The following is a 12,348-nucleotide window of genomic DNA, read 5'->3' as shown; positions in this document are numbered from 1 at the left end:
TGGCCCGCAACTACGCCTCCGCTCTCGCCCTGGCCGCCGTGATCGCGTTCTGGTGCTGATCGAGTCCAGACTGTGTGTCAGCCCGAGGTCGGTCTTGGCCGTCTCGAACGCGTCCTCGATGCTCCAACGCCGTCCCTCGACGCTGACCAGGATCTGGATCGGCGTGCCGGCCGGGCACCAGGTCGTGAAGTAGGCCCTCTCGCCATCGCTCAGGCTACGGCGGATCAGGAGCCCCCGCGTCCACAGGCCGGTCTGGTCGTAGCCGGCACCATCGAGGTCGGCCAGTTCGCAGTAGGCCCAGTCGTACAGCCGCGCGCCCTTTGTCCCATCGCCCGCCGACAGCCGCGTCCAAGCCGACGGAGCAAGGCCATCCGCGATCGTCTCGGCGGTGCCGGCCACCAGCGGCTTGCCGGCCCAGGAGTTGAACGCGTGATCGCTCTTCACCCCGAGCACGTAACCCTTGCCCGCCCGCCGCAGGGCCATCTCGATGTCGCCGACCCCGTAGACGGTGTCGGCCGCTACCCAGGAAAACGGCACGCCGGCAGCCATCGCCCGCTCGATCATCGCCAGAGCCAATCCCGGCTTGGTCGCGAAGGTCGTCCCCTTCGGCACGTGGGCGGCGGCCAGCCGGGCTGGATCCGAGGTCCAGGTCTGGGGCAGGTACAAGGCCCGATCGATGAAGGCATGACCGTGCCGTGAGACGTAGGCCGCGAACACGCCGATCTGGCAGTTCGTGATCTTGCCGGCCGAGCCGGTGTACTGGCGATGCACGCCGCACGAGGCCTTGCCCTGCTTCAGAAAGCCGGTCTCGTCGAGAACCAGAACCGCGTCCGGGTCGGCCAGCGTCTCCAGAGCATAGTCACGCACCACGTCGCGCAGAGCGTCGGCGTCCCAACGTCCACGCCCAAGCACCGCCTGCTGGCGCCAGGGCCCGGGATCGCCCGCGGCTTCCGCCCGCATCCAACCCGTCTTGCGCCGCTTTGCACCGAGCAGTCCATCCAAGAACGCTCCGGCCGAGGCGGCGACCCGGCGCTGGGTGAACAGAGGCCGCATGCGCCCCTTCACCTTCCGGAGCGACGAGGCCCACAACTCCAGCGTCGCCTCGACCGAAGTCTCCGACGTCCATGATGAGCGAATCATAGCGATGCAAAGAGGCAGAACCTCGCAGAAAACGCAACTGTAATGCTAGTGCCGGCCGATCCGAAGAACGATGGGAAGCAGACGCCACTTCGTGGCCACCCGGCCTTTGTTGCTCAGCACGCCACGGCAACTTGTTGCCGGAGCTGCCTGTCCAAGTGGCACGGAATACCCTCGAAGCGAGAACTGAGCACGGCTGAACAGAGACATGTTGTTGAGGCAATCGCGCGCTGGCTACAAATGCAAGATGCTGACGTGTGCGGGAACGGAGATCCAGCATTACCCGAACTCCCGCTATTCCGCTGACTGTGAGCTGCCTGAGCGGACGCCGCAGGGGGTCACGCAGCCTGCACAGACCCGTAAACGCGAATTGCTGACCCCTTACGGACGTTGCGGTCTACCGCCCCGAAGGTCCGCTTCGAGGCAACAAGCGGAACTACCAGCGGCATTCACAAAACCAGCATGGCGCGATCAGCATGCCGCGGCCCACTCGTGCCCGCGGCCGCTGGCGGAGGATGGCGTCGGGATCAGCCGAGCGGTAACGGCGTCAGCCACAAGAGATTAAAGCCCGATGTAAGCCATGCCATTCAGCTCCGATGATCTCCTGGCGCACTTGCGCGAACGCGGTATCATGGCCGAGTTGCACGAGCATCCGCCCGTCCTCACCGTCGAGGCGATGCTGGCCCATTGCGGCGACATCCCGGGCGCGCATACCAAGAACCTGTTCCTGCGGGATGGGAAGAAGGCCCACTTCCTCGTCACCCTGCGCCACGACGCACGCGTCGATCTGACGGCATTCCGGCAGGTCCTCGGGGCATGGGGCGGCCTCTCCTTCGCCAGTGCGGACGCCCTCCGGGAGCATCTCGGCGTAGAAAGCGGCGCGGTCTCCCCGCTGGCTGCGATGAACGCTCAGCCTGGGGGCGTGAGGGTTTTCATCGAACAGTCGTTGGTCGAAGCGGAACGGATCAACATCCACCCGCTGGTGAGTACCCGCACCCTCTCCATCGTCCCGGCAACGGTCATCGACATTCTGGGCGACGCCGGTCATTCCGTGACGACGTTCACGCTTCCGCAGACGGGGAGCGACGAGCCTGACGCAGCGTAGCGGTGCGAACCACGCCATCACAGAGCGGCAGCACGATCCGACACGGTCGCCGGTAGCGGGGCTCCGGGATCATGAAGGCTGAGGGCAGGAGCACCATGAACCGTGATGTCGGCTATCGCGCCGCCTTCCCCTCACGCGCGAAGGCTAGCATGCTGTCTCTCACGGCTCGGCGGTCCCATCGCCTCCGGCCACAAAGCATCGCGGGCTCATGGACATCTCGCAGCTCAGGACGCTGGCGCACATCGCCGAGCTCGGGAGCGTCAGCAAGGCGGCCGATCGGCTGAACATCGCCCAGCCGGCGCTGAGTCGTCAGATCCGCCTCCTTGAGCAGGAGCTCGGAACCTACCTGTTCGAGCGGCACGGCCGCGGCATGGTCATCACCGAGATCGGCCGAGAGGTTCTCGCTCACGCCGTGCGCATCATGGCTGAGATGGACGCTATACGCGACACGGTCGCCGCAGGCCGGACCTCATTCCGCGGCTCGATCTCGATCGGGACCACGCCGACCGTCGCCGAGATCGTCACCGTCCCGCTCGCGACCCGGCTGCGGCAAGAGCACCCGAACCTCTCGCTGCGGCTGTCCTCAGCCTACAGCGGACACATCCTCGACTGGCTGCAGCGAGGCCAGATCGATGTCGCGGTCTCCTATAATCCGAGCCGCTTGCACACCGTGCGCATCGTTCCGATCATGCTGGAGAGCCTGCTTCTCGTGACTGCCGGTGCACGTCGGCTCGGGGAGACCGTGCCGTTCTCACGGCTCGCCGAGGAGGAACTGGTGCTTCCGAGCCCCGGACACATGCTCCGGGACATCGTGGACGATTGCGCCCACCGAGCCGGCATCCGGATCCGCACCGTGATCGAGGCCGATTCCTTCCAGACCCTGATCAACCTCGTGCGCACCGGCATCGGTGCAACGGTCCTTCCGCTCGCACCGATATACGCGATGGTGGAAGCAGGCGACCTGTCGGCCTCGCGGCTCACGGATCCAGCGCCGACGCGCGAACTCGTCGTCGCCTACGCCGCCGACCGCCCGGTGAGCCTCGCCGCCCGCTTCGTCGGACAGACAATCATCGAGATCGCGATGGATCTGGCGAGGCGGGGCATCTGGGTCGGACAGGTGCTCGATCCCCCGGAAGGGATCACGGAGCAGACCAGCCCCGGATCTTCACCATAAAGCAACGGTTTCCCGGGCAGTCGAAGTCCCTCTTTCACTTCGGGCCAATCGTGGGCGTCAACGTGCTCAGGCTCAGGGGTCGGAGGGTGGCGTTGCCACGGCACGTTGAGGTTTCACGAAGCTTCAAACCGCCATGGCATGGGCGCCCGCCTGAAGGCGGATCGCTCGATGCTAACGCCGACCTGCAGGCGCGCATTCTTGCTCAAGGGCTGTGGGGTTCATCACGCGGAGGGCTTCGGGGTCCTAGCTGAACGCACTGTCCTGCTCTGCGAGGCCACCATCAAGGTTGAGACCTGTCAGCTGGTCACAACCGCGAACGGGCTGCTCAAGCCGGTGTCCCAGCCCTGACCATTGGACGGCAAGCGGGCGAACCCGATGTCGATGAAGGTTTCGCGTGATATAAATTCGGCATATCTGCTAGATGCTGCGCCCTCTTAGTGCAGCAGGAAAATTCCGGTAAGCTCTGGAGAATCGGTAGTCTAGATCAGCGCCGGATCTAAGCTGCAGCGAACAAATGAACATGCCGAACATTCGGCAGCTTTAATATCCGCAGCCGCTGCGGACCAGTCAGGGCGCAAGCACCAGTCAAGGCTGCGCAACAGCCTGTACTGCAGCGATCGCGCTCACATCGATTTTCTAGGCCCGTTTCTCGGGTGCCGCACCTCGATGCGGCGCTGCCCTGAGCGCGTGCCTCAACACCAAGAGCCTCGGCGAGAGCGCACGAGAGCCGGCACGACCAATCCAGGGAGGTCACCATGGCTGAAGGCGCCATTATCGGCAGCACCACTGATCTGAGTGAGGCGGAGAAACAGACGCCGCGGGGTCGCATTGCCTCGATCACCGGGGCCTGCGCCGGAAATCTCGTCGAGTGGTTCGACTTCTTTGTGTACGCGTACACAGCGATCTACTTCGCCTCGGCCTTCTTCCCGGCCGGCGACCAGACGAGCCAGCTTCTCTCGACCGCCGGTGTCTTCGCTGTCGGATTCTTCATGCGTCCGCTCGGCGGCTGGATCTTCGGCAAGATCGCCGATCGGCGCGGTCGCAAGATCTCGATGATGATCTCCGTCGCCATGATGTGCGGCGGTTCGCTCCTGATCGCGATCCTGCCGACTTTCCAGACCATTGGTGTCCTCGCTCCCGTTCTGTTGGTCCTGGCGCGTATGCTTCAGGGGCTCTCGGTCGGCGCGGAGTACGGCACGGGCGCGACCTATCTGAGCGAGGTCTCGTCGGCCGGCCGGCGCGGCTTCTACGGCTCCTTCCAGTACTTTACGATTGTCGCCGGGCAGTTGCTCGCACTCCTGACCGTCACGGCTCTGCAGCACGCGCTCGATCCTGTTGACCTCAAGGCCTGGGGATGGCGCATCCCCTTCTTCCTGGGCGCCTGCGGCGCCGTGGTCGTGGCCTACCTGCGCCGCGCGATGACCGAGACCGCCTCGAAGAAGGCCATGCATCACAGCGAGGCCGGGACAATCGCCGGGTTGATGAAGCACAAGCGCGCAGTGCTTCTGACCCTTGCCTTCACCGGGGGCGGCTCGCTCTATTTCTACACCTTCACGACCTACATGCAGAAGTTCCTTGTCGTCTCGGCTGGGATCAGCTCGACGACGGTGAGCTTCATCATGACCTCGGCGCTGGTCTGCTTCATGCTGGCGCAGCCCCTCTTTGGTATGCTGTCCGACAGGATCGGCATCCGGCCGTGCATGATCCTGTTCACCGGCGGGGCGGCGCTGACCGTGGTGCCCATCCTGACAGCTCTGCGCACGGTCGGCGGCCCTTTCGAGGCCTTCCTGCTAGTCGTCGCGGGGCTTCTCGTCGCCTGCTTCTACACCCCGATTGCCGGCTTGGTGAAAGCTGAGTTGTTCCCGGCCGAAGTACGCGCGCTCGGCGTCGGCCTGCCCTACGCCATCGCCAACGCGATGTTCGGCGGCACGGCCGAGTACGTGGCCCTGCACCTGCGCAGCGTGAACAACGAAACGGCGTTCTTCTACTACGCAGCCGCCATGGCGCTGGTCGCTCTCGCCACCTCGCTGACGCTGCCGCATCTCGGCCGGCACGGCTACCTCGACGGTGACGGCGCGGTCGAGGCCAACGCCCGCCCCCGCCTCTCCTTCCACGGCTGATCGCCTGCCTGAGCAGCCGTCGCCGGCGGATATAGCAACGCGGCATATCTCGAAGCGCCTAGTTGTATTTGTCCGGCGGCAGGCAAGAATCTATGTTGATCGAAACCGAGGCAGCTTATTTCCAGCGAGGTATCGCAATGAAATCGACTGAATCAACACAGATTGACTGGCAGGCGGATGTCTTCCGCGTCCTGCGCGAGCACGACATCAAACACATTGTCTACGTTCCGGATGCTGGCCACACCACCGCCATCCGTCTCGCGGAAGCCGCCGAGGACATCCATTCGGTCGTGCTGACCGCCGAGGAGGAGGGTATCGGCTATCTCGCAGGCGCCTGGCTCGGCGGCGAGAAGGGCGCGCTCTTGCTGCAGTCGAGTGGTGTCGGCAACTGCATCAACACCCTGGCACTGCAGGTCTGCGCCCGCTTCCCGCTCCTGATGGTCGTGACCATGCGAGGCGACTGGGCCGAGTTCAACGCTTGGCAGAACCCAATGGGCCAAGCGACTGAGGCCTCGCTCAAGCTGATGGGCGTGATGACTTGGCGCGCGGACGAACCCGAAGAGGTCGCGCCCCTTCTGCACGGCGCCGCCACTATGGCCTTCAACGGCGATTCCGCCTGCGCGCTGCTTCTCGGACAACGGCTGATCGGAGAGAAAAAATGGGTGAAGTGAACGCGGGCGGCGCCCTGGATCGCCGCGAGGTCGTCGCGCGGCTGCTCGACAATCGCAAGGATCTCCTCGTCGTCACGGGCCTCGGCTCGGCCTCCTACGACGTGATGGCGGCAGGCGACCACGCCAACAATTACTATCTCTGGGCCGCCATGGGCTCGGCCGCGATGGTCGGCCTCGGCCTCGCCAAGGCAAAACCGGACCATTCCGTTCTCGTCATCACGGGCGACGGCGAGATGCTGATGGGGCTCGGCGCGCTGGCGACGATCGCCGTGCAGGCGCCGCCGAACTTAACTGTCGCGGTGCTCGACAACGGACACTTCGGCGAGACCGGCATGCAGCTGAGCCATGCGGGACGTGGGCTGAGCCTCGACCGCGTCGCGGAGAGCTGCGGCTTCGCCTGGACCGCGGAGATCCGCGAGATGGGTCAGGTCGAGGTTCTGCGCGCAAGCCTCGGTGCCCGGCGGGGTCCGACACTCGCCACCATCAAGGTCGTGGCCGAGAACCTGCCCCGCGTCCTGCCGCCCCGGGACGGTGTCTACACCAAGAACCGCTTCCGGGCGGCGCTCGGCCACGCGCCGATCTGAGCCCGAATCCTCGCGCGGGGCGGCTTTAGATCGCGTCGCGCGCGGCTTCGGGAGCTTCGAGAGGATCAAGGAGAGGCAGAATGGCGCTCGAACGTTTCCGCAACACCGTGGCGGGTCGCCCCTGCGAGAGTGCGACCGGGCGCTGGTTCAGCACGGCCAACCCCTTCGACGGGCGCGACTGGGCCGAGCTGCCTCGCTGCGGTCCAGAGGATGCGGAAGCCGCAGTCGAGGCCGCCCACGCCGCCTTCACCAAGGGGCCGTGGCCGGCCATGTCGGCCACCAACCGCGGCAAGCTCCTGCGCCGCCTCGGCGATCTTGTCGCCCGCGATGCGGAGAAGCTCGCAGCACTGGAGGTGCGCGACAACGGCAAGCTCTACGCCGAGATGCTCGGCCAGCTCCGCTACATCCCCGAGTGGTTCCACTACTACGGCGGCCTCGCCGATAAGATCGAGGGCGGAGTCCTGCCGCTCGATAAGCCGGACCTGTTCACCTACACCAAGCGTGAGCCGCTCGGCGTGATCGTCTGCATCACACCGTGGAACTCGCCGCTGATGCTGCTCACCTGGAAGCTCGCCCCGGCGCTCGCCGCAGGCAACACCGTGGTGATCAAACCGTCCGAGTTCACGTCCTGCTCGACGCTGGCCCTCATGGACCTCGTCAGGGAGGCGGGGTTCCCCGACGGCGTCGTCAACACGGTGACGGGCTACGGCGCCGAAGTCGGGCCTGCGCTCTGCGAGCACCGTCACGTCGCCAAGGTCGCTTTCACCGGAGGTGACGCCACGGGCGCATCCGTCTACGCGGCGGCTGCCAATGGCATCAAGCACGTCACGCTCGAGCTCGGTGGCAAGTCGCCCAACATCGTCTTCGCCGACGCCAACCTCGACCACGCGGTCAAGGGCGCGATCTCAGGCATCTTCGCGGCCTCGGGCCAGACTTGCATCGCCGGCTCGCGGCTGCTGGTTCAGCGCCCGGTCTACGAGGACGTTTCGCGGCGCCTCGTCGAGTTTGCCTCGCAGGCCAAACTCGGCAACCCGATGGATGCGTCCACCCAGGTCGGACCCATCACTACGCAGCCGCAGCGCGAGAAGGTCCTGTCCTACATCGACGTCGCCCGACGCGAGGGCGCGCGCTGCCTGCTCGGCGGCGGCCGACCCGAGGCGCCGGAGCTGGCGCAGGGCTGGTTCGTGCAGCCGACGATCTTCGGCGAGGTCTCGAACAGCATGCGCATCGCGCAGGAGGAGGTGTTCGGCCCGGTCCTCTCGATCATCCCCTTCGAGGACGAGGACCACGCCGTCGAGATCGCCAATGACAGCCTTTACGGCCTCGCCGCGGGCGTCTGGACAACCGACATCCGCCGCGCCCTGCGCCTGCCCGACCGAATCCGCGCCGGAACGGTCTGGGTGAACACCTACCGAGCCGTGAGCGTGATGGCGCCCTTTGGCGGCTACAAGCGCAGCGGCATCGGCCGTGAGAACGGCCAGTCCGCGATCGACGAGTACCTCCAGACCAAGAGCGTCTGGATCAACCTCGCCGAGGACGTGCCCAACCCCTTCGTGATGCGCTGACGCATCCGATTCAAAACAAACGCGACAAAACAGGGAGGACGCGATGCAGACGATCGACGAGGGTCAGCATCAGGACATCCGCGACGCGGTGCGCGCGCTCTGCGCCGAGTTCCCGCCCGAGTATCATCGCAAGATCGACGAGGCGCGCGGCTACCCGGAAGCCTTCGTGGACGCGCTGACCAAGGCCGGCTGGATGGCGGCCCTGATCCCGGAGGAATACGGCGGCTCGGGCCTCGGCCTGACGGAAGCCTCCGTGATTATGGAGGAAATTAACCGCTCGGGCGGCAACTCGGGTGCCTGCCACGGGCAGATGTACAACATGAACACGCTGGTGCGGCACGGCTCGGAAGAGCAACGCCACTTCTACCTGCCCAAGATCGCGGCAGGCGAGCTGCGTCTGCAGTCCATGGGCGTGACCGAGCCGACCGCCGGCACCGACACCACCAAGATCAAGACCACGGCGGTGCGCAAGGGCGACCGCTGGGTGATCAACGGGCAGAAGGTCTGGATCTCGCGCATCCAGCACTCCGACCTGATGATCCTCTTAGCCCGCACCACGCCGCTCGATCAGGTGAAGAAGAAGCCTGAGGGCCTGTCGATCTTCCTCGTGGACCTGCACGAGGCGCAGAGGAAGGGCATGAGCGTCCGCCCGATCCTCAACATGGTCAATCACGAAACCAACGAGCTGTTCTTCGATGATTTGGAAATTCCGGCCGAAAACCTGATCGGCGAGGAGGGCCAGGGCTTCAAGTACATCCTAACCGGACTCAACGCGGAGCGCGTGCTGATCGCCGCCGAGTGCATCGGGGACGGCTACTGGTTCATCGACAAGGTCTCGGCCTACGCCAAGGAGCGCACCGTGTTTGGCCGCCCGATCGGCCAGAACCAGGGGGTTCAGTTCCCGATCGCCGAGAGCTTCATCGAGGTCGAGGCGGCCAACCTCATGCGCTACGAGGCCTGCCGGCGCTATGATGCGGGCTTGCCCTGCGGGGCGCAGGCCAACATGGCCAAGTACTTGGCGGCCAAGGCGAGCTGGGAGGCAGCCAATGCCTGCATCCAGTTCCACGGCGGCTTCGGCTTCGCGGCTGAGTACGACGTCGAGCGCAAGTTCCGCGAGACGCGGCTCTACCAGGTCGCTCCGATCTCCACGAACCTGATCCTGTCCTACGTCGCCGAGCACATTCTCGGCCTGCCGAGGTCATTCTGATGAGCAGCCGGCTTCCCCTCGACGGTCTCACCGTCGTCGCGATCGAGCAGGCAGTGGCGGCTCCCTTCTGCTCGTCCCGCCTCGCCGATGCGGGCGCCCGAGTGATCAAGGTCGAACGGCCTGAGGGTGACTTCGCCCGCGGCTACGACGATGTCGCCCCCGGTGGTCAGAGCAGCTACTTCGTCTGGCTCAACCGCGGCAAGGAATCCGCCGTGGTCGATCTCGCTACTGATGCAGGCAAGAAGGAGCTGCGCGCGCTCGTCGCCCAGGCCGACGTGCTGATCCAGAACCTCAAGCCCGGGGCACTCGAACGGCTCGGCTTCGGCGTCGAGGATCTCTGCCGGGAGTACCCGCGCCTGATCGCCTGCTCGATCAGCGGATATGGCGAGACCGGGCCGCTCGCCAGTCGTAAGGCCTACGACCTCCTGATCCAGGCCGAATCCGGCCTCTCCTCAATCACCGGCGGTCCCGAGGCGGCAGCTCGCGTCGGCATCTCCATCGTGGACATCGCTACGGGCGCGACCGCGCACGCGGCGATCCTCGAAGCTCTGATCGCTCGCGGCATCACGGGCCAGGGCGCCGACATCCGGGTCTCGATGTTCGACGTCATGGCTGATTGGCTCGCCGTGCCGCTGCTGCACCAAGAGGGGGGACGGGCGCCGAAGCGCGTCGGCCTCGCGCACCCGTCCATCGCGCCCTACGGCGTGTTCATGACGCGGCAGGCTAAGCCAATCCTGATCTCGATCCAGAGCGATCGGGAATGGCTGAAGTTCTGCACCGTGTTCCTCCGCGAGCCGGGCGCGGCCAAGGATCCGCGCTTTTCCACCAACGTCGCCCGTGCGCGAAACCGGGCTGAAACCGACGCTCTGGTCGCCGGTGTCTTCGCCGAGCTCAACGAGGACGAGGCGGTTGCCCGCCTGACGGAGGCCGACGTCGCCTTCGCCTCGGTGAACGACATGGCGGCCCTTTCAACCCACCCACATCTGCGCCGGATCAGCGTCGAGACGCCGGCCGGGCCGGTCGCCTTCCCGGCGCCCGCCGCGATCGTACGCGGCCAGGAGCGGCGTTACGGTCCGGTGCCAGCCCTCAGGGCGCCGACAGGAGGGAGCCGATGAGCGCTCAAGACGCTGATCTCGCGCATCTGCGCGGCTGGATCGGCCGCGAAGAAACCTACATCGCCGAGGTCACTGAAGACCTCGTCGCCCGCTTCCACGCCACCCTCGACCGCCCGGGCGCCCCGCCGCGCCGCGGTGAGGCGGCGCCACGGCTGATCCACCACTGCCTCGCGCCGCAGACCGTGCCGACCGCGTCTCTCGCTGAGGACGGGCATCCGCAGCGTGGTGGCTTCCTGCCGCCGGTCCCATTGCCCCGACGGATGTGGGCAGGCAGTACAGTTCGCTTCCACCGTGACATCCGGGTCGGTGACGCGGTCGAACGGCGCTCGCGCATTGCCGACGTCGCGCTGAAGGAGGGCCGCACCGGCCCACTCTGCTTCGTTACCGTGGAGCACGCGCTCTCGGTCGGGGGCGAGCCTGTGATCGGCGAGCGCCAGGACATCGTCTACCGCGGGGCCGAGGGCGGCACGCTGGGGAAGCCCGCCCCTGTGTCGGCGCCGGGCCACCACAGCCGCGCGGTCGAGCCGGGCGCGCCACTGTTGTTCCGCTACTCCGCCCTCCTGTTCTTCGCCCACCGCATCCACTACGACCGCCGCTATGCGATGGAGGTGGAGCACTATCCGGGGCTCGTGGTGCACGGCCCGCTCCAGGCGGTCCTGCTCCTGAACTTCGCTGCCGACCTACGTGGTGCGCCTCCGGACCGCTTTAGCTTCCGAAGCGGGGCGCCGCTGTTCGACGACGGACCCTTCACGCTCAACGCGGACGAGTCCGGGGACGGCCTGACGCTCTGGACGGCGAGCCCTGGCGGCTCCGCAGCCATGCGGGCGGAGGCGGGCTGGGGCGAGGCGCTGCGGGGCGCCGCATGATCCCGCTGGTTCTGTTGCCGGGCCTGCTCAACGACGCCGATCTCTGGCGCGACCAGATCGCCGCGCTCGAAGACATCGCGCAGTCTCAGGTCGGTGACATCACCCGCGGTGACGATCTCGGTGCGATCGCTGAACAGGTCCTTTCCGAGGCGCCCCCGCGCTTTGCATTGGCCGGCTTCTCTCTCGGCGGCTACGTCGCACAGGAGATCTTGCGGCGCGCGCCCGAGCGCGTGACGCGGCTCGCGCTCCTCGATACGTCTTTCCGCTCCGACGACCCCGCCCGGACGGCAAGCCGCCGGGCCCTCGACAGGGCGGCCAGGGCACCCGGCCGCTTCCACGGCTTCGGCGACCGCCTGCTCGCGACCTATCTCGACCCCGCGCATCTGAGGGACGACGCCATCGTCTCTCTGATCCGGGGGATGACCGAGCGCCTCGGGCCCGAGGTCTTCGTGCGCCAGAATGCCATCGAGCGGAAGGACGGCTCGGATGTCCTCGCCGCGCTGACCGGTCCGGTGCTGGTGCTGTGCGGCGAGGCCGACGCAATCACGCCCGTCGCCGAGCATCGCGCCATGGCGGCGTTGATCCCCGACGCCAAGCTCGTGATCGTGCCGAGGGCCGGGCACATGACGCCGATCGAGCAGCCTCAGGCCGTCGCACAGGCCCTGCGCGACTGGCTGCTTGCCTGATCTCACACCAAGTCACGGAGAGCCCGATGAAAGTGCTGGTGCCTGTGAAGCGGGTCGTTGACTACAACGTCAAGATCCGGGTGAAGCCGGACGGCTCGGGCGTCGAACTCGCCAACGT

Annotated in this window: 12 protein-coding genes and 1 pseudogene; 12 read left to right on the top strand and 1 reads right to left on the bottom strand. The window is 66.4% G+C overall.

Annotated features, from left to right (window positions below):
* On the bottom strand, window positions 1-1,140 hold a 1,140-nt coding region (locus tag ACKUB9_RS33400), incomplete at its 3' end, for an IS701 family transposase (RefSeq protein WP_407530857.1).
* Window positions 1,141-1,182: 42 nt separating this feature from the next.
* On the opposite strand from ACKUB9_RS33400, the gene ACKUB9_RS33395 reads away from it, so the two are divergent.
* The 12 genes and pseudogenes from ACKUB9_RS33395 to ACKUB9_RS33340 all read left to right on the top strand — a co-directional run.
* A complete protein-coding gene (locus tag ACKUB9_RS33395; RefSeq protein WP_407530855.1) occupies window positions 1,183-1,443 on the top strand; it encodes a DUF4186 family protein in 261 nt (86 codons plus the stop codon).
* Between the two features lie 274 nt (window positions 1,444-1,717).
* Window positions 1,718-2,242 carry a prolyl-tRNA synthetase associated domain-containing protein gene (locus ACKUB9_RS33390; RefSeq protein WP_407530854.1) on the top strand — a complete coding sequence of 175 codons (525 nt, stop codon included), beginning with the start codon at window positions 1,718-1,720 and terminating at the stop codon, window positions 2,240-2,242.
* A 208-nt stretch (window positions 2,243-2,450) separates the two neighbouring features.
* The gene (locus ACKUB9_RS33385; protein WP_407530852.1) at window positions 2,451-3,416 is read left to right on the top strand and encodes a LysR substrate-binding domain-containing protein; all 966 of its coding nucleotides are present in this window, start codon (window positions 2,451-2,453) and stop codon (window positions 3,414-3,416) included.
* A gap of 755 nt (window positions 3,417-4,171) precedes the next feature.
* The gene (locus ACKUB9_RS33380; protein ID WP_407530850.1) at window positions 4,172-5,536 is read left to right on the top strand and encodes an MFS family transporter; all 1,365 of its coding nucleotides are present in this window, start codon (window positions 4,172-4,174) and stop codon (window positions 5,534-5,536) included.
* Between the two features lie 137 nt (window positions 5,537-5,673).
* Complete coding sequence (locus tag ACKUB9_RS33375; RefSeq protein WP_407530859.1) at window positions 5,674-6,207, top strand: thiamine pyrophosphate-binding protein; 534 nt, start codon at window positions 5,674-5,676, stop codon at window positions 6,205-6,207.
* Window positions 6,195-6,791: a thiamine pyrophosphate-dependent enzyme gene (locus ACKUB9_RS33370; protein WP_407530848.1), complete on the top strand. Its 597-nt coding sequence runs from the start codon at window positions 6,195-6,197 to the stop codon at window positions 6,789-6,791. Before ACKUB9_RS33375 ends, ACKUB9_RS33370 begins: the two co-directional genes overlap by 13 nt.
* Window positions 6,792-6,871: 80 nt before the next feature.
* A complete protein-coding gene (locus ACKUB9_RS33365) occupies window positions 6,872-8,356 on the top strand; it encodes an aldehyde dehydrogenase (protein WP_407530847.1) in 1,485 nt (494 codons plus the stop codon).
* A gap of 43 nt (window positions 8,357-8,399) precedes the next feature.
* On the top strand, window positions 8,400-9,563 hold the full coding sequence (locus ACKUB9_RS33360; protein WP_407530846.1) for an acyl-CoA dehydrogenase family protein: 1,164 nt from the start codon (window positions 8,400-8,402) through the stop codon (window positions 9,561-9,563).
* Complete coding sequence (locus tag ACKUB9_RS33355; RefSeq protein WP_407530844.1) at window positions 9,563-10,678, top strand: CaiB/BaiF CoA transferase family protein; 1,116 nt, start codon at window positions 9,563-9,565, stop codon at window positions 10,676-10,678. The genes ACKUB9_RS33360 and ACKUB9_RS33355 overlap by 1 nt, the downstream gene beginning before the upstream one ends.
* On the top strand, window positions 10,675-11,544 hold the full coding sequence (locus ACKUB9_RS33350) for an HTD2 family dehydratase (RefSeq protein ID WP_407530842.1): 870 nt from the start codon (window positions 10,675-10,677) through the stop codon (window positions 11,542-11,544). Before ACKUB9_RS33355 ends, ACKUB9_RS33350 begins: the two co-directional genes overlap by 4 nt.
* Complete coding sequence (locus ACKUB9_RS33345) at window positions 11,541-12,230, top strand: alpha/beta fold hydrolase (protein ID WP_407530840.1); 690 nt, start codon at window positions 11,541-11,543, stop codon at window positions 12,228-12,230. The genes ACKUB9_RS33350 and ACKUB9_RS33345 overlap by 4 nt, the downstream gene beginning before the upstream one ends.
* 26 nt (window positions 12,231-12,256) lie before the next feature.
* A pseudogene (locus ACKUB9_RS33340) lies at window positions 12,257-12,348 on the top strand (electron transfer flavoprotein subunit beta/FixA family protein); the annotation flags it as partial.

This window comes from Methylobacterium oryzisoli, from assembly GCF_046557895.1.
In the GTDB taxonomy this organism is placed as follows: Bacteria; Pseudomonadota; Alphaproteobacteria; order Rhizobiales; family Beijerinckiaceae; genus Methylobacterium; species Methylobacterium oryzisoli.
The sequence above is the reverse complement of the archived record's forward strand: the minus strand, read 5'-3'. Positions and strand labels throughout refer to the sequence as shown.

Excerpts from the sequence above, each read along its gene's own strand:
- ACKUB9_RS33395 (WP_407530855.1), top strand. The coding sequence starts at position 1,183 with ATGCTAGTGCCGGCCGATCCGAAGAACGATGGGAAGCAGACGCCACTT.
- ACKUB9_RS33390 (WP_407530854.1), top strand. The coding sequence starts at position 1,718 with ATGCCATTCAGCTCCGATGATCTCCTGGCGCACTTGCGCGAACGCGGT.
- ACKUB9_RS33385 (WP_407530852.1), top strand. The coding sequence starts at position 2,451 with ATGGACATCTCGCAGCTCAGGACGCTGGCGCACATCGCCGAGCTCGGG.
- ACKUB9_RS33380 (WP_407530850.1), top strand. The coding sequence starts at position 4,172 with ATGGCTGAAGGCGCCATTATCGGCAGCACCACTGATCTGAGTGAGGCG.
- ACKUB9_RS33375 (WP_407530859.1), top strand. The coding sequence starts at position 5,674 with ATGAAATCGACTGAATCAACACAGATTGACTGGCAGGCGGATGTCTTC.
- ACKUB9_RS33370 (WP_407530848.1), top strand. The coding sequence starts at position 6,195 with ATGGGTGAAGTGAACGCGGGCGGCGCCCTGGATCGCCGCGAGGTCGTC.
- ACKUB9_RS33365 (WP_407530847.1), top strand. The coding sequence starts at position 6,872 with ATGGCGCTCGAACGTTTCCGCAACACCGTGGCGGGTCGCCCCTGCGAG.
- ACKUB9_RS33360 (WP_407530846.1), top strand. The coding sequence starts at position 8,400 with ATGCAGACGATCGACGAGGGTCAGCATCAGGACATCCGCGACGCGGTG.
- ACKUB9_RS33355 (WP_407530844.1), top strand. The coding sequence starts at position 9,563 with ATGAGCAGCCGGCTTCCCCTCGACGGTCTCACCGTCGTCGCGATCGAG.
- ACKUB9_RS33350 (WP_407530842.1), top strand. The coding sequence starts at position 10,675 with ATGAGCGCTCAAGACGCTGATCTCGCGCATCTGCGCGGCTGGATCGGC.
- ACKUB9_RS33345 (WP_407530840.1), top strand. The coding sequence starts at position 11,541 with ATGATCCCGCTGGTTCTGTTGCCGGGCCTGCTCAACGACGCCGATCTC.